Origin of the sequence: Syntrophotalea acetylenica, assembly GCF_001888165.1 — a bacterium.
GTDB classification, from domain to species: domain Bacteria; phylum Desulfobacterota; class Desulfuromonadia; order Desulfuromonadales; family Syntrophotaleaceae; genus Syntrophotalea; species Syntrophotalea acetylenica.
Window position 1 is genome coordinate 1,527,555 of the sequence record NZ_CP015455.1, and the last position, 20,421, is coordinate 1,547,975.

At 53.2% G+C, this 20,421-nt stretch carries 22 protein-coding genes and 3 tRNA genes; 22 read left to right on the top strand and 3 right to left on the bottom strand.

From position 1 onward, the window contains the following. Positions 1-13 precede the first annotated feature (13 nt). The 4 genes from A6070_RS07045 to amrB all read left to right on the top strand — a co-directional run bounded on the left by A6070_RS07045 (position 14) and on the right by amrB (position 3,162). Complete coding sequence (locus tag A6070_RS07045) at positions 14-1,585, top strand: hypothetical protein (protein WP_072502048.1); 1,572 nt, start codon at positions 14-16, stop codon at positions 1,583-1,585. Between the two features lie 26 nt (positions 1,586-1,611). Beyond that, positions 1,612-2,037, top strand: coding sequence for a hypothetical protein (locus A6070_RS07050; RefSeq protein ID WP_145928199.1), 426 nt, complete (start codon positions 1,612-1,614; stop codon positions 2,035-2,037). Positions 2,038-2,135: 98 nt separating this feature from the next. Further along, a tRNA-Cys gene (locus A6070_RS07055) sits at positions 2,136-2,209 on the top strand. A gap of 149 nt (positions 2,210-2,358) precedes the next feature. Further along, the gene (amrB, locus tag A6070_RS07060) at positions 2,359-3,162 is read left to right on the top strand and encodes an AmmeMemoRadiSam system protein B (protein WP_072287663.1); all 804 of its coding nucleotides are present in this window, start codon (positions 2,359-2,361) and stop codon (positions 3,160-3,162) included. 48 nt (positions 3,163-3,210) lie between these two features. Here amrB and A6070_RS07065 read toward each other — a convergent pair whose 3' ends face one another. Then, positions 3,211-4,119, bottom strand: a complete 909-nt coding sequence (locus A6070_RS07065; protein ID WP_072287664.1) for a GGDEF domain-containing protein — start codon at positions 4,117-4,119, stop codon at positions 3,211-3,213. Between the two features lie 259 nt (positions 4,120-4,378). Here A6070_RS07065 and gltX point away from each other — a divergent pair, with 259 nt between their 5' ends. The 15 genes from gltX to A6070_RS07130 all read left to right on the top strand — a co-directional run bounded on the left by gltX (position 4,379) and on the right by A6070_RS07130 (position 16,264). Continuing rightward, complete coding sequence (gene gltX, locus A6070_RS07075; protein WP_072502051.1) at positions 4,379-5,779, top strand: glutamate--tRNA ligase; 1,401 nt, start codon at positions 4,379-4,381, stop codon at positions 5,777-5,779. Positions 5,780-5,936: 157 nt separating this feature from the next. Then, on the top strand, positions 5,937-7,925 hold the full coding sequence (pepN, locus tag A6070_RS07080; RefSeq protein WP_269085285.1) for an aminopeptidase N: 1,989 nt from the start codon (positions 5,937-5,939) through the stop codon (positions 7,923-7,925). A gap of 8 nt (positions 7,926-7,933) precedes the next feature. Then, entirely contained in the window at positions 7,934-8,614 is a 681-nt protein-coding gene (locus tag A6070_RS16315; protein WP_269085286.1) for an aminopeptidase N C-terminal domain-containing protein, read from the top strand. Between the two features lie 125 nt (positions 8,615-8,739). Further along, positions 8,740-8,813, top strand: a tRNA-Gln gene (locus tag A6070_RS07085). A gap of 224 nt (positions 8,814-9,037) precedes the next feature. Continuing rightward, positions 9,038-9,976 carry an acetoin utilization protein AcuC gene (locus A6070_RS07090; RefSeq protein ID WP_236718915.1) on the top strand — a complete coding sequence of 313 codons (939 nt, stop codon included), beginning with the start codon at positions 9,038-9,040 and terminating at the stop codon, positions 9,974-9,976. Next, positions 9,976-10,200, top strand: coding sequence for a hypothetical protein (locus tag A6070_RS16040; RefSeq protein WP_236718916.1), 225 nt, complete (start codon positions 9,976-9,978; stop codon positions 10,198-10,200). The genes A6070_RS07090 and A6070_RS16040 overlap by 1 nt, the downstream gene beginning before the upstream one ends. After that, a complete protein-coding gene (locus A6070_RS07095) occupies positions 10,197-10,997 on the top strand; it encodes a hypothetical protein (protein ID WP_145926442.1) in 801 nt (266 codons plus the stop codon). The genes A6070_RS16040 and A6070_RS07095 overlap by 4 nt, the downstream gene beginning before the upstream one ends. A gap of 46 nt (positions 10,998-11,043) precedes the next feature. Next, positions 11,044-11,175: a hypothetical protein gene (locus A6070_RS16320; RefSeq protein ID WP_268807493.1), complete on the top strand. Its 132-nt coding sequence runs from the start codon at positions 11,044-11,046 to the stop codon at positions 11,173-11,175. A 75-nt stretch (positions 11,176-11,250) separates the two neighbouring features. After that, the gene (locus A6070_RS07100) at positions 11,251-12,555 is read left to right on the top strand and encodes an aminotransferase class I/II-fold pyridoxal phosphate-dependent enzyme (RefSeq protein ID WP_072287670.1); all 1,305 of its coding nucleotides are present in this window, start codon (positions 11,251-11,253) and stop codon (positions 12,553-12,555) included. Between the two features lie 68 nt (positions 12,556-12,623). After that, a complete protein-coding gene (locus tag A6070_RS07105; RefSeq protein WP_072287671.1) occupies positions 12,624-13,928 on the top strand; it encodes a tRNA nucleotidyltransferase/poly(A) polymerase family protein in 1,305 nt (434 codons plus the stop codon). A gap of 39 nt (positions 13,929-13,967) precedes the next feature. Then, positions 13,968-14,042 (top strand) — tRNA-Gly (locus tag A6070_RS07110). Between the two features lie 138 nt (positions 14,043-14,180). Then, entirely contained in the window at positions 14,181-14,399 is a 219-nt protein-coding gene (locus A6070_RS07115) for a DNA gyrase inhibitor YacG (protein ID WP_072287672.1), read from the top strand. 7 nt (positions 14,400-14,406) lie between these two features. Next, a complete protein-coding gene (gene queD / locus A6070_RS07120) occupies positions 14,407-14,775 on the top strand; it encodes a 6-carboxytetrahydropterin synthase QueD (protein ID WP_072287673.1) in 369 nt (122 codons plus the stop codon). Continuing rightward, a complete protein-coding gene (locus A6070_RS07125) occupies positions 14,747-15,508 on the top strand; it encodes a 7-carboxy-7-deazaguanine synthase QueE (RefSeq protein WP_083558807.1) in 762 nt (253 codons plus the stop codon). The genes queD and A6070_RS07125 overlap by 29 nt, the downstream gene beginning before the upstream one ends. Positions 15,509-15,544: 36 nt before the next feature. Beyond that, positions 15,545-16,264: a creatininase family protein gene (locus tag A6070_RS07130; protein ID WP_072287675.1), complete on the top strand. Its 720-nt coding sequence runs from the start codon at positions 15,545-15,547 to the stop codon at positions 16,262-16,264. Positions 16,265-16,351: 87 nt separating this feature from the next. Here the strand turns inward: A6070_RS07130 and coaD are convergent, their stop codons facing one another. Both coaD and rsmD read right to left on the bottom strand, forming a co-directional pair. Further along, the gene (coaD, locus tag A6070_RS07135) at positions 16,352-16,840 is read right to left on the bottom strand and encodes a pantetheine-phosphate adenylyltransferase (RefSeq protein ID WP_072287676.1); all 489 of its coding nucleotides are present in this window, start codon (positions 16,838-16,840) and stop codon (positions 16,352-16,354) included. Next, a complete protein-coding gene (rsmD, locus tag A6070_RS07140; RefSeq protein ID WP_072287677.1) occupies positions 16,837-17,415 on the bottom strand; it encodes a 16S rRNA (guanine(966)-N(2))-methyltransferase RsmD in 579 nt (192 codons plus the stop codon). The genes coaD and rsmD overlap by 4 nt, the downstream gene beginning before the upstream one ends. A gap of 167 nt (positions 17,416-17,582) precedes the next feature. Between rsmD and A6070_RS07145 the strand changes: the two genes are divergently transcribed. The 3 genes from A6070_RS07145 (at position 17,583) to A6070_RS07155 (ending at position 20,416) form a co-directional block, all read left to right on the top strand. Then, positions 17,583-18,713, top strand: a complete 1,131-nt coding sequence (locus A6070_RS07145; RefSeq protein WP_083558808.1) for a deoxyguanosinetriphosphate triphosphohydrolase — start codon at positions 17,583-17,585, stop codon at positions 18,711-18,713. Between the two features lie 36 nt (positions 18,714-18,749). Further along, positions 18,750-19,112: a hypothetical protein gene (locus A6070_RS16795; protein ID WP_456119764.1), complete on the top strand. Its 363-nt coding sequence runs from the start codon at positions 18,750-18,752 to the stop codon at positions 19,110-19,112. 785 nt (positions 19,113-19,897) lie between these two features. After that, positions 19,898-20,416: an NADH-quinone oxidoreductase subunit NuoE family protein gene (locus A6070_RS07155; protein ID WP_072288179.1), complete on the top strand. Its 519-nt coding sequence runs from the start codon at positions 19,898-19,900 to the stop codon at positions 20,414-20,416. Positions 20,417-20,421: the final 5 nt, after the last annotated feature.

The window sequence follows — 20,421 nt, forward strand, 5'->3', positions numbered from 1 at the left end:
CGAGGCTAGCTCAATGAAATCAATCAAATCTGCAATCGTTGTCGGAGTGCTGTTGTTGCTGCCAGCCATGGCCGGCGCAACGCAGTGGGGAAACCTGCTGGATGTTGCCTACCGTTTCAGTTGGTACCCAAAAAGCGACCTGCAAGGCCTGTTACAGGAAAAAGGCAGGGAGCACGGTCAAGATCTGAAAAGTTACCGAGATGGCCTGTTGGACAGCCTCACGACCGGCACGGGGCCCGACGGGCGTCTGCGGCAGGACGCTCTGCTCACGGCAAAACCCCTGGCCGATTACTATCGTCTCGCCCTGGCGGAATTCTGTCTCTATCTGGCCAGCGACAATATGGTGCATCTGGACAATGCCGAAATGGTACTGTCCGTCTATCCCGAAAAACAACCCAGGGGTGAAGTTGTTTTCTGGAAGCATCTGATTGCCGCCTACCGGGACATGACGGCTAAAGACAGCCGCCAGTTTGTTTCGTCGGTGTTTGCCTTATGGGAGAATGTTCTGTTGAAACAGGAAGTTGACGATATCCTGATGAACAATTCCTATGCCAAGGTCGGTTTTGTCAGGGAGTTGCCTCATCTGTACGAGAATATCGTGCATCTGGTGGTGCGCCGTGCCATTATCGAGCAGCAAATGCCCGACCTTGCTCCATTGGGAACCATCATTCTTGCCCTGGAAGACAAACTCACTCTGGATAACGGCTACAAAAACCTTGTCCGAGCCATCGTCGAACGCATGGATGGTGTTTCCTCGGACAACTACAATCTCAATTTTGCCGTTGCTTTTCTGGAGGCCACGGCGAATCGCAATGACTTTGAAGCGGCCACCGACGCGGATACCCTGGTTGCCAAATTCAACGATGCGCGTAAGTATTATCAACTTGCCTACAGTTGGGCCGATACCAATAAGGGACGTGCCACCATCATCAGCAATACCATGGGATTTTTGACCTACGTGACCCGCCGCATGGCCGATCCCGACGATGCCGTGGCCAACAGCCGGTTTTTCAAACAGATTCCCGGCATGGCCGTTGCCTATCTTGACGAGGGCATTGAACTTTTCGACAATCTCGCTGTTGCTTCCGGTCAAGCCAGGGATCTTGCTTCCAGCGGATATTACACTCGTACCAATTATCTGACCTCCATGCATCGTTTGTGGGATGCCACCGGGAAGCTTGCCATCATGCTTGCCGATTTGTACAAATCGCAGCGTAAAGCCCACGAAGTAGAAACGCTTTTCCCGGTGGAAAGCCCCTTACTCAAATACTGCGCTCTTTTTAAGCGGCATGCCCGTGTTGATCAGGACATCGTTCCGGACAATGCCTTTTTTCTGGCGGCTTACGCGGCGAGGGAACTTGCCGATCTTTATCAGCGCCTTTCCGAATTCAATACCGGGGTGGATGCTGACGCGCTGTTTTTTGCCTACCAGTTGCAGGCTGTCGAGCTGTTTCCTCTCGATGTTGCCAACATTCTGCAATTGGCTTATCAGGCCAATCTCGATGGGCGGGTTGAGAGTTATTTCCGGTATATGACCCCTTGGCCAGGCGCCTGGAACAATCCAGGATTGTCGATATGTGGTTGAGCAACCACCAGACCCCGTTCAACGCCATGATCGGGCATGCCGGTAAAGAAATACCAGGCGTCATGCTCAACGCCTACACCCATCTCAATGCGATTCGCGAGGCGGAAGGCACGGAGGATGGTTTTTATAAAAAAGTCATCGTCCTGGAAAAAGTCTATGATGAAAGGGTCACTGAAGATGCCGATATGGACGGCATTATGAGTACCCTTGGGCGGTCCGACTTTTCTTCATCGAAACCGGTCTTATTGGCGTCAAACCCGGGTGTTTCCGGAATATCCATCAAAAAAATCGACCGTATTGTCAATTCCGGGCAGCTGTATCCGTTTTCGCGACTTAAAAATACGCTTTTCGGATCGCTTGACGGTCCTGAACATGACTTTTTGCGAGCTCTTTTCTATGAAGTTCCCTATGAACAGCATCAATATGTACAGTTGTTCAGCAACCTGCCATAACAGAAGGTGCGCTTTGTTTTATGGTTGAATGTCATGTTTTTTTACGCTTGACACCCGGTGGGACGATCTGATATCAATATCGGGCTTTTGCGATGAAAGGCCCCGTCGCCAAGTGGTAAGGCAGAGGTCTGCAAAACCTCCATCACCCGTTCGAATCGGGTCGGGGCCTCCAGATAACAAAAAAAGAGCCGGCGATGAACTCGCCGGCTCTTTTTTGTTATCTGGATTTAGCTGAGAATCAATTGCCAAATACGGGAATCATGCTAAGATTGATTTTTGTCAGTCGCAATTGCCCCTGACGATTGTTGCAAGGGAGTTCCTATGCGTCGCATGCCAGCCGTTGCAGGTCATTTTTATCCCGCCGATGCCGAGAGTCTGCGTTCGATGGTAAGCGGGTTTATTGGCAAATCCGCACCATCCAGACCGGCAATAGGAGTCATGGTTCCTCATGCGGGATATGTGTTCTCGGGAAGCTTTGCCGGCAAAACATTCGGGCAGGTGGATGTCCCGCCGAAGGTTCTTATCATCGGACCCAATCATACCGGCTACGGACAATCCCTGGCGGTGTTTTGCCGGGGCAGTTGGGTAACGCCTTTGGGGGAAGTGGCCGTCGAAGAATCCCTGGCCGATAAAATTGTCCGGTCCTACCCGCGGCTATGCGCCGATGATCTTGCTCATCGTTTTGAGCATTCTCTGGAGGTCCAACTTCCTTTTATTCAGATCAAGAACCCCCAGGCCCGGATAGTGCCCATCTGCCTTGCCCCCGTCCCGCTGCATGAACTGTTATTGCTCGGTGAGGCCATAGGGAAGGTACTGGCAGAGGAGCCGGATCCCGTTCTGCTGGTGGCCAGTTCTGATATGACCCATTACGAACCCGGACAGCTCGCCAGGCAAAAAGATCGGATGGCGCTTGAAAAAATCTGTCGACTGGATCCGGAAGGTTTGTATCGAACGGTAAGCGATGAACACATCAGCATGTGCGGGGTTGTTTCAATGGTGGTGATGCTTGCGGCTGCCAAATGTCTCGGAGCCCTCAAGGGTGAGGTTGTCTGCTACGGCAATTCCGGCGAAGTGACCGGCGATCAGTCCGAAGTGGTCGGCTATGCCGGAGTTGTCGTCGAATAACAGAGCGTGCTTCCTCCCTGTTGTCCATCAGTCCTGGGATCCGCTAAATCAGGCGACGTCACAGGTAACCCGGTTGCGTCCTTCCTGCTTGCTCTGGTACATAAGGCGGTCAGCGCGTTTGATCAGGCTGCCCGAGGAATCATCCATTTTCCCCAATGTGGCCCCGATACTGATGGTTACGCCGATGCGCTCGCCATTGTGCATGGTAAAGGATTCCTCGACCAGCATGCGGATTCGCTCGGCAACCTCACACAGTGTTGTGGCATCGACATTGCGCAGCAGGCCGACAAATTCTTCGCCACCCCATCGGCAAAAGGTGTCGAAGGGACGGCAGTTGCTCTTCAGGGTGTTGCCTACAAGCCTGAGTACCTCATCCCCTAAATCGTGTCCGTACGTATCGTTGATCTGCTTGAAATGGTCGATGTCGAAAAACAGCACTCCAAGCGGCCAGTCATAGCGATAACGTTCCTGAAGGCGGACTTCCATTTCCCGTTCCAGTCCCGTGCGGTTGATCAGGCCGGTCAAGGGGTCGATCAGGGCCAGGCGGCGCAATTCTTCCAGTTGCAGCAGAATGCCGGTTTTTTCGCTCAGATCGGAGAACAGCTCCGTCGCGCCCACAACCGTGCCGCTGGCATCATGGACCGGGCAGATGCGCACCCTTACCGGCAGACGGTGCCCGGCCTGGTGGTGGAGATAGACATCGGCCTCGACGCACCGGTTTTCCTCCATGGCCTTGACCAGGGGGCACCGCTCCGTGCAGAGATGAATTCCTTCGCCATCCACGTGTCTGAGAAGATTGTCCTGGCAGTGCGTGCCGAGCATTTGCGTGGCATTAAACCCGGTAATGCGGGTCGCGGTGCGATTCCAGAAGCAAATTGTTCTCTGACGGTCGACATAATAAAATCCGTCCGACAGGCTGTCCAGCAGATGCTGTAAATCGGGCGTGAATCGAAGCAAAAGAGATGTCCTTTCCCGGGAATATGAGCATCGGTATAAAAGCGTCGGGTCCGGCAAAACTGCCGCACGACAACCGGTATGTGCGGTACCCTCAGGGCAATATATTTGAAATGGCTGAATTTTTCAAAAGCATATTTCAAGGTGTCGGCCGCTTTCCGGTCGCAAATAACCGCTTGTCAAGCCTGTTTCTTTGCAGTATAAAAGTGTGGGCTGTCAAAAAGACAGCCCGTTTTTATTTTTACGCTTACAGGAGAATGTGATGTCCAGATTGCGTGTCCGTTTTGCGCCCAGCCCGACGGGCTATCTGCATATTGGCGGTGCCCGAACTGCCCTGTTCAATTATCTGCTGGCTCGCCGGGAAAAGGGCGTATTTGTACTCCGGATTGAGGATACGGATGTTGCCCGCTCAACCCAGGAATCCGTGGATGCTATCTTGCAGGCCATGGACTGGCTGGGAATGCATTGCGACGAGGGGCCTGTTTATCAGTCGGACCGCTTCGATCTGTACCGGGCTAAAATTGATCAACTGCTGACCGAAGGCAAGGCTTACCGCTGCTACTGTTCGGCAGATGATCTCGAACGCAAACGGGAAGACGCACTCAAGGAAGGGCGCAAGCCCAAATACGACGGAACCTGCCGTGAAGGGCAGCAGGGGACAGCTGAAGACCGTCCCTTTGTCGTACGTTTCAAAGCGCCCCAGGAAGGAGAGACGACCTTTGTCGATCGCATCAAGGGGAGCATTACCTTCCAGAACGATGAGCTGGACGATTTAATCATTCAGCGTACCGACGGAACGCCAACCTACAATTTTGTGGTTGTTGTGGACGACGCGGAGATGGGAATCAATCTGGTTCTGCGTGGCGACGACCATATCAACAACACGCCGAGGCAGATAATGCTGTATGAAGCCCTTGGCTACCCCGTACCCGACTTTGCCCATGTGCCGATGATTCTCGGAGCGGACAAAAGCCGGCTGTCCAAACGGCATGGCGCTACATCGGTGATGGCTTATAAAGAGATGGGATATCTGCCCGAAGCACTGGTCAATTACCTGGTGCGGTTGGGCTGGTCTCATGGCGACCAGGAAATTTTTTCCATGGATGAGCTGATCCAGTTGTTCAACCTTGAAAATATCGGAAAATCGGCCAGCGTTTTCAATCCTGAAAAACTGTTATGGCTCAACAGTCACTATATCAAGACCGGTGATCCGGAACGCCTGGCGGATCTGCTCAGGGAGCACCTTGCCTTTGAAGGAATCGCGGTTGGCGAGGACCGGCCGTTAACGTCCATCGTTACGGCACTTCAGGACCGCAGTAAAACCCTCATTGAAATGGCCCGGCAAGCGGTGTGCTTTCTGGTCGACGAGGTCAATTTTGACGAAGCTGCGGTGGCAAAATTCCTGGGAGAGGAAAGTCGCCTTCCTTTAAAAGGTCTTCTGAACGATCTTGAAACATGTTCAGATTGGCGGGAGGAGGCTCTGGATCCGGTCTTTAAAAAGGTGCTGGAGTCTCAGGGGCTCAAATTTGCAAAGCTCGCCCAACCTGCCAGGGTCGCGTTGACGGGAAGCACCAACGGGCCAGGCATCTGTCAGATCATGCAGATCCTTGGAAAGGAAAAAACCCTCGATCGCCTGCGGAATGTTCTTTCCCGACCGGCTTAAAACTGTCGCTCAGGGGCGGTAACTCATTTTATGGCATTGACAGGGTGTTTTGCCGAGGCACAACAGGCAGGGCACCCTGTTCTGCATGGTCTGCGCATGCGCTTCGAGGTTTGGTCGGCCTGCGGTTTTATTTTTTTTAAGGGGAACAGGTTCCGTTATGTCGGAAACTCATCGCAAAGCAGTCTGGCTGAAAGATTACACGCCGCCGGCGTTTGTGGTCGATGCTGCAAAAATAAATTTTATCCTTGGCGAAGAAGTTGTTGAGGTGCACACGGAGTTGCAGGTGCGGCGGAACCCCGCTGTGAGCCTTGGGTCGGGAGGCTTTTTTCTTGACGGCAAGGACCTTGCGCTGCGCTGCCTGAAAATGGATGGCCGGCGTGTTGCCCCCCACGGTTTCACCGTGGATCAACATGGTTTGCGGATCCATGGTGTTCCCGACCGTTTTACCCTGGAAACCGTGGTGGCAATTCGTCCGCAGGATAATACGGCCCTGGAGGGGCTGTACCGTTCAGGCGCCATGTTCTGTACCCAGTGTGAACCCGAAGGCTTTCGACGCATCACTTTTTTCCCGGATCGTCCCGATGTGCTGACCCGGTTCACCACCACGATCACCGCCGACCTTGATCGCTACCCGGTACTGCTTTCCAATGGTAATCCTGTCTCGACGGAAACCCTCCCGCAGGGGCGGCATCGTGTCGTCTGGCAGGATCCGTTTCCCAAACCCTCCTATCTGTTCGCCATGGTTGCGGGTGATCTGGCCGTCGAAGAAGACTTTTACGTGACACGTTCGGGACGTCAGGTTCAGTTGCGGATTTATCTGGAAAAGCATAACCGTGGCCGGGGAAAGCATGCCCTTGGAGCTTTGAAAAAAGCCATGCGCTGGGATGAGGAGGTCTATGGACTCGAATACGATCTGGATCTCTATATGATAGTCGCCGCCGATGACTTCAATATGGGCGCCATGGAAAACAAGGGTCTGAATATTTTCAATTCGAAATATGTGCTGGCTGACAGTGACATGGCTACCGATGCCGATTTTCAGGCTATCGAGGAGGTTGTCGCTCATGAGTATTTTCATAACTGGACCGGGAACCGGGTTACCTGCAGGGACTGGTTCCAGCTCAGTCTCAAGGAAGGCCTTACGGTTTTCAGGGATCAGGAATTTTCGGCTGATCTGGTAGCCATGTCGCTGAAGCGGATTCATGATGTGCGGTTGCTGCGCACGGTCCAGTTCGCCGAGGATTCCGGTCCTCTGGCTCATCCAGTGCGCCCGGAATCCTACCAGGAGATCAACAATTTTTATACCGCAACCGTCTACGAAAAGGGAGCCGAAATCGTTCGCATGCTTCGAAACTTGATTGGTGCGCGAGGATTTCGCCGGGGTCTTGATCTTTATTTCGAACGATACGACGGGCAGGCGGTTACAATCGAGGATTTTTTGCGTTCGATGGAGGATGCCGCCAATATCGATTTATCGCAGTTCCGGTTGTGGTACAGCCAATCGGGGACGCCCAAAGTTGTCGTTTCCGACAGTTATGATGCCAACCGCAGGGAGTACAGCCTTACGCTTCGCCAACAGTGTCAGCCGACACCGGGACAACCTGAAAAAAGGCCGCTTCACATCCCCGTAGCCCTGGCTTTATTCGACAACACCGGCGGGCAAATTCCCCTTTGTCTGCCGGGTGCCCCAGACCCTGATCTCGGCCCCAGCACCGTGGTGTCGCTGTGCCAAAAAGAGCAGACATTCCGTTTTGGCAATGTGCCCTGCCGGCCCGTACCCTCTCTGCTGAGAGGTTTTTCCGCGCCCGTCAGGCTCGACTACGACTATTCGGATGCGGATCTGCGATTTTTGATGGTGCACGACTCGGATGCTTTCAATCGATGGGACGCCGCACAGAAACTCGCTTGCCGGATCATTTTGCGCTGTGTCGATCAATTGCGAACAGGAGCGGATTTTGCCCTCGACCCGATTTTGTCACAGGCCTTCACTGAAGTGCTTGATGGCGATCTCGGGGATAAAGGGCTTGCCGCCCAGATGTTGATGTTGCCCAGTGAAAATTTTCTCGCGGAACAACAAGACTGCATCGATATCGATGCCATCTGCCAGGCACGTCAGAAGGTTCGGCAAGCCCTGGGGGGCAGCTGAGGGAAGCCTTGCTGGCGAGGTGGCAATTCTGTCAGGGTGAAGATGCTGTCGCTTTCAATTTTTCTCCGGAGGATGCTGGCCGCCGCGCCTTGAAGAACACGTGTCTGGGATATCTTGCCGCGCAGCCGTGCAGTGATTTCTGGAGCTGGCTCGCCGACCTCTATGGGCAAACTTCCAACATGACCGATCGTCTGGCTATTCTTGCCATTTTTGCCGAGCGGGAATCGCCGGAAAGCCAGGCCGTGCTGGCGTCGTTTTATGATCAGTCCAGGCATAATTCCCTGGTCCTGGATAAATGGTTCGCCGCGCAGGCTGCCGCACGAAATCCTTCCATTATTGAAAAAATGCGTCTTCTGTTATCGCATCGGGATTTCACACTACGCAACCCGAATCGCGTCCGCTCTGTTTTGCATAGCTTTGCCCGCGGCAATCCCGGCGGATTTCATGCTGCGAACGGCGAAGGGTATCACCTGGTCGGTGAGCAGGTCATACAACTTGACCGGATCAATCCCCAGGTAGCAGCATCACTTGCCGGGGCGTTCAGTGCCTGGCAACGCTATGACCGGAGGCGGCGCCTCCTGATGAAAGCCCAGCTGGAAAACATTGCCGCTCAGCAATGCCTTTCATCCGACCTGGAAGAAATTGTGCATCGCTGCCTGCATCAGGATATGACACCGGCTCAAGACTGATTTTCATTCAAAGTTTCCGGATGGACACAAAACCGGCGGCGGGTTAAGAAATTCGACGATTTTTTAAAAATTCTGTTTTTGGCCTTGACACCAGGCTGCAGCTTTGCTAAAAAGTCACTCGCTTTTGGGAGATCGTCTAGCGGCAGGACTACGGACTCTGACTCCGTCAACCAAGGTTCGAATCCTTGTCTCCCAGCCAAATCAAACACGCCGGCAGGCGTGCCGTCATAGGATTGGGGCTGTCCCGAGGGGCGGCCAGAAGGTGGAGTTTTTCTCCACCTTTTTTTTGGGTCGGGTTTTATCTTGTCGATCTTCAATGAAAATTATCTTTAATAGCCGTTGACCGCCGGTGTGCTTGCCTTTGATTGCCCGGAATGTTGACCTGCGCCATGACGCAGTGTAAAACAGATACCGGGGGCTATCATGTCTGAAAATTGTGCCTTTATATATTCAAATCGTTTTGGCGATTTCTGCTTTGGCGGGAACCATCCCTTTAAAGTGGAACGTTTCGCCCTGACCCATCGCTTGCTGTGTGGTCTCGACTTGTTGTCTGCTCCCGAGGTTCGGATCGTAGAGGCGCAACTAGCCGATGAATCTGATCTTCATTCCTTCCATCATCTTGATTATCTTGAAAAACTCAAAGAATTCAGTGAGGCCGAAGGCCGCCGGGCCGATTTTCGATTCGGCCTCGGTGACCATGAAAATCCGGTTTTCCCCGGGGTGTTTGACTGGGTCCGCCTATGCTGCGGTGCAACCCTGGAAGCTGTACGCCAGGTGCTCGATGAAGGGTGCCACTGCGCATTCAACATGGCAGGCGGATGGCATCATGCTCATGCGGCGAGGGCTTCGGGGTTCAGTTATCTCAATGATGCGGTCATTGCCATAAACGCCATGGTGAACCGTGGCCTGAGGGTTGCATATATCGACCTTGACGCTCATCATGGAGATGGCGTTCAGGAGGCATTTTATCGGACGGACCGGGTTCTTACCATATCCCTGCATGAGACCGGAAAGGATTTTTTCCCCTATTCGGGTTTTGTCAGGGAATTAGGCGCGGGAGCCGGATATGGGTACACGGTAAACCTTCCCTTTGCCCCGCATTCCGACGATCTGGTTTTCGAGCAGGCCCTGCGACGCGTGGTCATGCCGTTGCTGCATGCCTATCAACCCGATGTACTGGTTTCGCAGATGGGAATGGATATTTTGAGAACCGATCCGTTGACAAGGCTCGAAATGACCACCGGATCCGTTGAGCTGGCCGCTCGTCTGCTGCGGCGGACGGGACTGCCCTGGGTTGCTCTCGGTGGCGGAGGCTATGACAGACTCAATACGGCACGGGGTGGACATTGCTTTGGGCCGTGATGAGCGATCAAAAAGTTGCGGATGATCTGCCCGAGGAGATTCTTTCGACTTTGAAGACGCTTGGCTATGCGACAACGGCCTTGCGCGATGAGCCGCATCTTGCCCATCCCGATGACTTCTGCCGTGCTCAGGAACAGTTTGACAGAAATCTGGCTTTTCTGGAAAGACGGCTATTCCCGCTTCATGGCATGACCATATTCGGCAGGGGAGGAGGTTTTTCTTGAACTTTTCATGGAAAACAACCGGATCCCTCGGCTCCCTCAGGAATCTCAACAATACCAGTGCCGCGCGAAGGGAAGCGATTTATCGAACCCTGATTCCGGCGTCGATTCTGCAGGATCCCCGCTGGAGGGCCGCGGGGCGCAATGGGCCGCTTATTCGCTACATCTGCCCGGAAAATCTGGGTTTGGTCCGGATCGAAGTGCGCAGGTCCGAGGCAGATCGCGATTGCCTGTTTTTCATGCAGGCCGCAGATACGCCCTATGGGCAACTTGAACTGACATTGTGTATTATCAATAATATCGATGGACGAAGATACGACATCGACCGCGATGCCGAGGGGCGGGACAATTGCCTGGGCACCCTGACTCGCAACATACCTGAAGAAATAGACGCAATGCGCGCAGGCCTCTGCCCCCACCAGGTGCTCCCCGGACTCGGTCTGTTCCGGGAGTTTTTTTGTTTGTTTGAACAATTTGCCGAAGATCTCGGCATCGACACCATCGTTGCCGAACCCCTTTCGTATAATACGGCGCTTCTGTATGAGGAGATGGGGTTCGGTTATCTCTGCGGCTATAACCTTATGCGGCGCATCGATGCCGGCTTTCGTGACGATGGAGATCTTACCCAAAAACTCGATGGATCCAGTGCCTTTCGACAACCGGGGATGAACCGGACCGTCCGCGGGCGCAGCTGGGCCATTCATGACGGCATTCTCGAGTGTTCCTGGGACGGCATCCGGATTTACAAAGTCATCGGACAGGACGCCGGCATTCGGACGTTTTCCGGGCTGGAGTGGTAAATCCATCCGACACTCGAACTGCTTGCGGGCAGGGAGTATATTTACGTTGAAAAAAACATTCTTTCCTGATTTAATGCGCACCGCCGACAGGGGCAAACAGTCGCTCGGCCTTCAAATCATCCAAGCCCGCAGACCTGTGGTGCTGCATGTCTCGGCTCCGATCACCCTGATTTTTTAACTGCAAACCTGCCAGCCGATGCAGATTCTTCCGAATACGGCTGGTTTAAAAGCCTGAACCTGGGGAGGAAAAACCGTGAATCCGCTGGCGCTCGCCTTGAACAAGCAGTTGGAAGAGGAATGTTCCTCGGCTCTTGACCTGCTTTCTCGGCTGGGGAAAGAACTCTATTTTCCCAAAGGAATTTTGACACAATCCGCTGAGGCAAAAACCAAGGCCCATAAATTCAACGCCACGATCGGGATTGCCACCGAGAACGGCGAACCTATGTATCTGCCCTGTATTCATGAAAAATTGTCCGCCTTCAAGCCTTCGGACCTTTATGGTTATGCCCCCCCTGCCGGGAAACCGGAACTCCGCAACCTGTGGCGTGAAAAGATGTTGCGGGAAAATCCTTCTCTGACGGGAAAATATTTCGGCACGCCGATTGTTACCAGCGCGCTTACCCATGGTCTTTCCATTGTGGCCGACCTTTTCGTCGACGAAGGCGACCAGGTCATCATGGCAGATATGATGTGGGGTAACTACAACCTTACTTTTGGGGTTCGCCGGGGCGGGGTAATACGCAAGCATACCACCTTTACCGAAAGCGGCGCTTATCACATAGAAGCCTTCCGACAGGTCTTACAAAGTGTCGCCCGGGAAAAAGGCAAGGCCGTGGTTGTCTTGAACTTTCCGAACAATCCCAGCGGCTATACGCCAAGCGTCGCAGAAGGCGACGCTCTGCTGGAGGTTCTGCGTCAGGAAGCCGATAATGGCTGCAATATCGTCGCGGTTACGGATGACGCCTACTTCGGGCTTTTTTATCAGGATTGTCTCAAGGAATCCCTGTTTGGCAAATTGGTGGATCTGCATCCGCGTATTCTTGCCGTCAAAATTGACGGAGCAACCAAAGAGGAATTTGTCTGGGGATTCCGGGTCGGATTCATAACTTTTGGTGGTTGTGCAGCAACAGCAGCATCCAATGTCATTCAGGTACTGGAGAATAAAACTCTCGGCATTATCCGCGGAACCATCTCCAATTGTCCTCATCCGTCGCAAACCTTTGTGATTGAAGGTCTCAGATCGTCCGATTACGAAACTCAAAAACAGCAGAAATTCGAAATCATGAAAAGTCGCGCCCTGAAAACGCGACAGGTTCTGGAGAGCGGGCGTTACGATGATGCATGGAGTTTTTATCCATTCAATTCAGGCTATTTCATGTGTCTCAAGCTCAAAAACGTTGATGCGGAGAGTTTGAGGCTGCACCTGCTGGATCATTACGGAATCGGCACCATCGCCATCAATCGGACAGATCTTCGCATCGCCTTCAGTTGTATCGAGGAAGAGCATCTCCCTGAATTGTTTGACCTGATATACCAGGCGGCCGGTGACCTTTCCTGATGTAGTATGGCAAAGCCCGCTTACAGCGGGCTTTGCCATATGCGTCGCTTTCCGGAAAGCGTGATGTCATGAGATCAGTCAATCAGGTCTGTGATGAACTGAACGGGCTTTTCCCCTTTGCGCAGCTTGCAAAACTGCTGCCCGACGCTGCGCCATTCTATCTGGTAGGCGGCGCGCTTCGCGATCTTTTCCTCGGCAGAGCCTGCAGCGATCTGGATTTTGCTGCAGCCTTTGATCCTACCGCTCTGGCCAGAACCCTTGCCCGCAATTTCGGTGGTCGCTGGTTTTTTCTGGATGAATCGCGTCGGCAAAGCCGCATCCTTCTGCCTTTTAATGATACTCAGGTTTCCTGTGATTTTGCACCCCTGCGGTCCCCCGGTCTCCTGGAGGACCTGAAATTGCGGGATTTTACCATCAATGCCATGACAATGCGCGTCCGTGGAGAGACGCAAGGGGAGGATTTTTATGATCCCCTGTGCGGGCTTGGTGACTTGGGTTCGGGCAGATTGCGGATCTGCTCCCGCGACGTGTTGAAGGACGACCCGCTTCGCATCCTGAAGGGGTTGCGTCACTGGACAAACATGGGGGTCGAACCCTGTCCGGATACCTTGTCCGCCATGCGCGCCGCGGCGTGCGGCATCGCCGGCGTTGCCGCCGAGCGGATTCGCAGGGAAACAGGCTTGCTGTTCGACCATGTCAGGCCGGCCCTTGTCTACCGCCGTCTGGTCTCCATTGGTCTGCACCGATATTTTTTCGGAGAAGTCCATGCCTGCAAAAACAATGAGATTGTGGCGGCGCTGGAAATGCTGGGACGCAACATTCAGGACATGCAAACGAATTTGTTTTTTCAGACCAGTATTGGGCATTCGCTGGAAGAGGGCATGACCCGCAGAGCGGCGTTCAACCTGACGATGATACTGCGCGCCATCGAACCTGCTGCGGCAAAGACCTTTCTCTTAAACCAGAAATTCAGCCGAACGGCCAGCAGGGCGATCCGCGGCTACCTGGAATTGGCTTTTTCCCGATTGTCGGATGTGCAGCGATTGTGCTGTGGGGCTCGCGGCCGATACTGGTGGACTGCGGACCTCGGCCACGATGCCGTAGGATGTCTGCTGTTTCTGGCCGCGGCCGGTTGGCATCAAAACCGCCGCGCCGCCCTGGAAGCGATTGCCATGGCCCGGGAGTTTACCGTTGCGGCGCCACTTCGGGATCTGGTGGATGGTCGTTGTCTGCTGCAGCGATTTGGCGTGGAACCCGGACCGGAGACAGGGCGCGCCTTGCGTGCTCTGCGACGGGAAGAAATCGCAGGAAGGGTCTGCAACATCAGGCAGGCCTATACCTTTTTGGAGAAAAGGTGTCAAAAAACCCATTGACAATGCCGGGGGCCGCTCCTATAATTCGGCTCTCATCAGGCGGGAATAACTCAGTGGTAGAGTGTCAGCTTCCCAAGCTGAAGGTCGCGGGTTCGAATCCCGTTTCCCGCTCCAATAGCTTGATTCGGGGTCAGGTATCGTGCCTGGCCCTTTTTTCATTCCGGCGGCTTTGGATTGTCACACCAGTTGACGGTATGCTATTAATATCCGTGCACGAATCATATTCAAACTCCAGATGCGGATTGGCTCAGGATGGACCCGAAAAACCCACGACAATTCAAATGCCCCCGCTGCGGCGTGCCGACACGCTGGGAGGATAATCCCTGGCGTCCCTTCTGTTCCCGTCGATGCCGCATGGTCGACCTCGGGGCGTGGATCGATGAGGAGTATCGTGTTCCAGTGACATCCGACATTTCCGAAGCGGATGCTTCCTGCGAAACAACATACGACAATACAGATAAATGGAGCTGAAAAGTTAATGTATCGCTTGATGATTAGCACTTATTTTGCGGCAGCTCACAATCTCATGCATTATCAGGGGGATTGCGAAAACCTGCACGGTCATAACTGGAAGGTTGAAGTCACGGTTGCGACGCGGCAACTCGATAAGTCCGGACTGGGTATCGACTTCAAGGTTCTCAAAAAGGAAACGAAACGCATTCTTGGTCTTCTCGACCACAAATACCTTAACGAGTTGCCATTTTTTAAAGACATAAGCCCTTCATCGGAAAACATTGCGCGATTTGTTTTCGAGGAACTGCAGCAGGTATTCAACGAGGCTGTGGTTATTGAAAGCGTTTGTATCTGGGAATCCGAAAATGCCTGTGCAAGTTATGCCCTGCAATGATGCTCAGCTGCTTGAAGTATTTTCGTCTATCCAGGGCGAAGCGGAACTGGTCGGGTATCGGCAGATATTCATTCGACTGGCAGGCTGTAATCTGCATTGCGCTTATTGCGATACCGATTACTCGCTTCGGGAGCATTGCCGCGTCGAGGATGCTCCCGGGTCGGGGCAGTTTCGTGGCATCGCCAATCCCGTATCTCTGGAAGTCATAGCCTCTTTGGTGAGCGCTTGGGTGGACGCATCTCCCGGCATGCACCATTCCATAAGCCTCACCGGCGGCGAACCCCTGCTTCAGGCGCCGGTCTTGCTGAACTGGGCCCCGGTCCTGCGGGAAATTCTGCCTTTGCACCTTGAAACCAACGGCACCTGTGCCGCGGCCCTGGAGCCGCTGGTGCCCCACCTGGATATGATATCCATGGATGTCAAACTTTCTTCCGTAACCGGTGTTGCCACACCCTGGAAGCTGCACCGGGCTTTTTTGGAAATAGCCAGCAGAACCAAAGTTTGTGTGAAGGCTGTTGTGGGCGAGGAGACGCCTGTCGAAGAAATGATCGATCTGGGTCGGATGGTGCGCCAGATGTCCCCTGACACCAGTGTCTATTTGCAACCCGTCACCCAGCAGGGAAAGATCGGCATGTCGTCAAACCATCTCCTCTGTCTGCAGGCGGCGGTGGCAAAACAGCATGCCAATGTCAGGGTTGTCCCGCAAATGCATGTTTTTATGAACCTGTTATAATCGCTACACGTCTTCCGTGCCTCCTGGAGTCTTTTTATGATCATTGAAGACATGACCATGCCGGAATTTGTCGCCGGACTGGAAAAAACCCGCACGGTCTACATCCCCATCGGGTCAACGGAAGAGCATGGCCCGCATCTTCCCCTGTCGACCGACACCTTGCAGGCGGTGTCCGTGGGACGGCGGTTAGCCGAACGGCGCTGCATATTTGTCGCGCCCGCCATACCCTACGGGGTTTGCCGGTCCACCTGCTGTCACCCCGGGACCTTGAGCATCACGACGCAAACCCTGAAGGCGCTTGTTCGCGATGTTGTGGTTTCCCTTTACAGGCACGGCTTGCGGAATTTCATTCTGCTTACCGGGCATGCCGGAGGAACCCACAGTGCCGCCCTGATCGATGCCGGCGAGGAATTGCTGGAACGTTTCAACGATCTCAAAATCGCTGTATTGACCGAATATCAACTGGCCGCGGAAGAGGGCAGGGGGCTGATAGAAACGGAAGGCGATTCCCACGCCGGGGAGATTGAAACATCACGCATGCTTCATTCTCATCCGCATCTGGTCAGAGGTGATGCCGCAAGGGAGTTTCCGCGCTTCCCCAAAGGCATTCTGGTCAGGGATAAGCGGAAGTTCTGGCAGGGCGGTGTCTGGGGAGATCCAGGCAAGGCTTCAGCGGAAAAAGGTTTGAGGATTGAAGAGCTGGTGGTAAGTGCCCTGGATCGTTTTGTCGACCATCTCGAAAGCTGGGTAGAGTAGGGGGCCAGGCTCCCCTGAGCCGGCTTGCCAACCCCACCCGAAAGGCTTCCTGCAGGTGATCCGTCGGGGTTGGCAGGCCGCTTTTGGCTATTCCTGAAAAAACTTGTTTTTCAGGGCGTTTTTAACGCAAAGGGGCACGAACTCATCGATATCGCCTCCCCAGGAGGCGACCTCTTTGACAATTGAGGAGCTGAGATAACCGTAGGAAACGGAAGTCATCATGAAAAGGGTTTCAAGCTCGCTGTTCATGGTATGGTTCATTTGAGCCAGCTGGAATTCATTCTCGAAATCCGAAACCGCCCGCAAACCTCTCAATACGATTCTGGCCCCCTGCCGTGTCATGTAGTCCACCAGCAAACCCTGGAAGGTGTCGACCCGAACCTGTGGGTAATCCTTGACGCTTTCCCGGATCAATGCCAGCCTTTCATCAATGGAAAACAGGGCTTTTTTGGAGACATTGTGAGCAATTGCCACAATCAACTCGTCAAATATCTGAAGACCCCGATGGATTATATCCAGATGGCCGTTGGTGATGGGATCGAAGGAGCCGGGATAAACCGCAATACGTTTTTTCATCGGGAGGTTGCCTCTGGGATGGAGAGGGAAAGAAAAGTCACGACAGTTGCACCATATTCCTTGCGATTCATTGTGACGACTTCGAGGACATCCACCGGCACTTGTTCGTCACGCGCCGATTCGACGCACACGACACCTTTTTCGGACAGCAGACTGTTTTTTATGATTCCGCGTAAGGCTGGTCCAATCAAACCCTGGTTGTAGGGCGGGTCGAGAAATATGATATCGAACGGGGCATATCGTACCAGCCTGTCAAAAATCTTGTCTGCCGAAGCTCTGAAAAAATCGGCACGTTCGGCCATGCCACAGGAGCGTATGTTGTCGGCGATGATATCTGCGGCCTGTGGGCTCTGATCGACAAGAACCGCCTTTGCGGCCCCGCGGCTGAGCGCCTCGATGCCGAGCGCCCCAGTACCGGCGAAAAGATCCAGTATTTTCAGTCCTTCAAATGTCCCGAAGCGACTCTGGAGACTGCTGAATACAGCTTCCCGAACCCGGTCTCCCGTAGGACGGATGCGCTGGCCCTTGAACTGTTTGAGTTTTCTCCCTTTTGCAGTTCCGCTTATAATGCGCACCCGAACGCTCCTTCATTCTGATTAAATCGGTGACGCCGTAAAAATTGCGCCATGCAGCCCTGCGGCCCCGCAAGGCGAGCCTTCGATGATTTCATCAAAAATTTGGCGAAAAATCTAGCATAGCGCACCCATTCGGTCAAGAAGACCCCTATAATTTGGAGGTATACGTGGAACGCCCAGACCTTGCTCCATATGCCGCCCGCAGCAATCAAAGCCGTGGGAGACGCTACCAGGAGGTGTTTCGAGATGAGCGAACGGCATTCAGTCGTGATCGTGACCGGATTATCCATTGCGCAGCCTTCAGGCGGCTCGAGTACAAAACACAGGTTTTTGTAAACCACGAGGGTGATTATTTTCGCACTCGGCTTACACATTCACTTGAAGTTGCGCAGATTGCCCGTGGTATAGCGCGTCGTCTGTCCCTTAATGAAGACCTCGTCGAAGCCGTGGCCCTGGCGCACGATCTCGGCCACACGCCTTTCGGTCATACCGGTGAAGAGGTACTCAACCGCCTTATGGAGGGCTATGGCGGCTTTGAACACAACCATCAATGTCTGCGCATTGTCGAGCTTCTGGAAGAGCGCTACCCGGATTTCTGCGGCTTGAACCTTACCTGGGAAACCCGGGAGGGCATCGTCAAGCACTCCGGCAAGAACCGTCTGGTCTGGCCGGAGGCCGAAGAATATTCTCCCGGGGTACCACCCACTCTGGAGGCGCAAATCATTGATCTGGCCGATGAGATTGCGTACAATAACCACGATATCGACGATGGTCTCAATGCGGGGTACATTACCCTCGACGCCTTGAAGAGCGTCCCTTTATGGAGGGAGACGTTTGCCGATGTCGGCCAGAGATATCCCCTGCTGAATGAAACACGTCATGTCTATCAGACTATCAGCACCCTGATAGGCCGGCTTATCGGCGACGTTGTCCACACGGCCCAGGACAACATCGCCATGTGCAATGTGCAAAGCATGCCGGACGTGCGGCGACAGGAGGGCCGCCTTGTTTCTTTCAGCCCCGCCGTCGCGGAACAGAATGATTTTTTGAAGAGCTTTCTTAAAAACAGACTATACCGGCACTACAAGGTTGAAAGAATGCGTATCAAGGTGGAGCGTGTTCTTGCCATGATATTTGAAACCTACCTGAAAACGCCGTCTCTTCTGCCCGAGGAGAGTCACCGCAAGTTTGAGATCTATGGGAAGGAAAGAACCATCTGCGATCTTGTTGCCGGCATGACGGATCGGTACGCCCTGGAAGAATACAAGAAGCTGTTTGAGCCCTACGAACCGGTGTGAAGGGTTGCGGGAACCCGATGGAGATGATGTCCGAAATTGTTATGGCAGCGATATCTCGGGCGTTTCGCCGCGACGATAAAGGAGGATCGTCCTGCCAATGATCTGAACTACATGCGATCCGGTCATAGCGGCGATCTCGACCGCCGCTTTCTTGCGGTCAAAGGGACATGTCTCCAGCAGTTTGATCTTGATCAGTTCGTGATCTTCCAGACACTGGAGTATATTTTGTATCGATCCAGAGCTCATTCCTTCCTTGCCTATCTGGACGAGGGGTTTCAGGTGGTGTCCGATGCCTCGGAGGTACCTGGTCTGTTTTCCTGTAAGCGAATGATTTCGCATCTTAAAAGGCTCCTTGAAGTTTTGGTCAAACCCACCTTCTACCAAAAAATTGGTAAATGATCAAACGATAAAAAGATCTGTCTTGAAGTTTATTGCTTTTCTCCCGAATTTTCCCGCTGGGGCGCCTAGGTGTCGCGTTATGGACCTTGCCAAGGCGGGATGTGGTTCAGAATGTGTCTATTCTGAGCAGCAATTAAGGGGTTGACCCATTGGCCAAAAGGTGTTTATATACACGCGAATTTTTTATCGCCAAGATGGTTGGCGGGTTCGCTGATAACTCCGATCTGACGCTTGTTTCTGCCGTCGGATTTCATTGAGATTGACTTTATGATGCCTTTCCTGAAAAGGGAACCGTTGTATAGCTTCGATCACCTCAAGATCCTCCGGGGCATCTTGTCCCTATTGTCTTTTCTCATTTCTCTGATTTTTCGGTTTTTATCCTCTTTTCAGGCATATCAAGGGCGACAACGAATGTTTTCCTCGGCCAGGTAGTTACAGATCGGCACAATGTGTTACAACTTTATTTGTGGTCCGTCTCGATATGTTCCAAAAAAACCGTTTAAAATTAAGCAGTTAAGTCATTGACAGTGATGCCCGTTGTATGGTTTATTTTGCACGTTCTGCCATGGGCAGGTGAGATGCTGTGTCCGATCTCTGACCGCAAGGCCACAGGCGCGGCAAACGCCGTTTGCAAGGGAAAAAGGGTTTTTCGCCGCTTTACGCTTTATTTTCCTGATTTCATTTTTTGATACAAGGAGGCGCCGATGCTGAAGAAGATCCTGAGTTTCTTTCGTAAACCAAAGCCAAATTCCGATTTGGCGACTAAAAAGGAGAGGAAGAACACAATGCAAACGTCCACATGTCAAAAAAACGGGGAATGCAGAATTCCAGATCGTGCTACGTTGCCGGCTACGCTGTATCAGCAGCTTGCCGATTTCGTCGTTACGCTGCCCACAAAGCAGGGGCATCTGGTAACTGTTCTCCACAAGGCCCAGAGCCTGTTCGGCTACCTGCCCAAGGAAGTCCAGGAATTTGTTGCCGATCAGATGGAAGTATCCCTCGCCCACGTGTATGGCGTCGTCAGCTTCTACACCTTCTTCACCATGGTCCCCAAGGGCAAGCATCCAATTTCCGTGTGCATGGGTACCGCCTGCTTCGTCAAGGGCGCCGACAAGGTTGTCGATGCTCTTAAAAAGCAGCTCGGAGTCGAAATCAGTGAAGTGACGAAAGATGGCAAGTTCTCCATCGATTGTCTGCGTTGCGTCGGCGCCTGTGCGCTGGCGCCCGTCGTTCTGGTCGGCGAGAAGGTGTATGCCAACGTTACGCCTGACCAGGTTAAAGACATTATTGCCGACTTTGCTTAATACGG

Bases quoted from the DNA above. Each gene is read 5' to 3' on its own strand.
- A6070_RS07115 (WP_072287672.1), top strand. From the start codon at position 14,181: ATGGACCCGAAAAACCCACGACAATTCAAATGCCCCCGCTGCGGCGTG.
- A6070_RS07090 (WP_236718915.1), top strand. From the start codon at position 9,038: ATGTCTGAAAATTGTGCCTTTATATATTCAAATCGTTTTGGCGATTTC.
- A6070_RS07125 (WP_083558807.1), top strand. From the start codon at position 14,747: ATGCCTGTGCAAGTTATGCCCTGCAATGATGCTCAGCTGCTTGAAGTA.
- A6070_RS07105 (WP_072287671.1), top strand. From the start codon at position 12,624: ATGAGATCAGTCAATCAGGTCTGTGATGAACTGAACGGGCTTTTCCCC.
- coaD (WP_072287676.1), bottom strand. From the start codon at position 16,840: ATGAAAAAACGTATTGCGGTTTATCCCGGCTCCTTCGATCCCATCACC.
- A6070_RS16040 (WP_236718916.1), top strand. From the start codon at position 9,976: ATGAGCGATCAAAAAGTTGCGGATGATCTGCCCGAGGAGATTCTTTCG.
- queD (WP_072287673.1), top strand. From the start codon at position 14,407: ATGTATCGCTTGATGATTAGCACTTATTTTGCGGCAGCTCACAATCTC.
- A6070_RS07045 (WP_072502048.1), top strand. From the start codon at position 14: ATGAAATCAATCAAATCTGCAATCGTTGTCGGAGTGCTGTTGTTGCTG.
- amrB (WP_072287663.1), top strand. From the start codon at position 2,359: ATGCGTCGCATGCCAGCCGTTGCAGGTCATTTTTATCCCGCCGATGCC.
- A6070_RS07050 (WP_145928199.1), top strand. From the start codon at position 1,612: ATGATCGGGCATGCCGGTAAAGAAATACCAGGCGTCATGCTCAACGCC.
- A6070_RS07155 (WP_072288179.1), top strand. From the start codon at position 19,898: ATGCAAACGTCCACATGTCAAAAAAACGGGGAATGCAGAATTCCAGAT.
- pepN (WP_269085285.1), top strand. From the start codon at position 5,937: ATGTCGGAAACTCATCGCAAAGCAGTCTGGCTGAAAGATTACACGCCG.
- gltX (WP_072502051.1), top strand. From the start codon at position 4,379: ATGTCCAGATTGCGTGTCCGTTTTGCGCCCAGCCCGACGGGCTATCTG.
- A6070_RS07130 (WP_072287675.1), top strand. From the start codon at position 15,545: ATGATCATTGAAGACATGACCATGCCGGAATTTGTCGCCGGACTGGAA.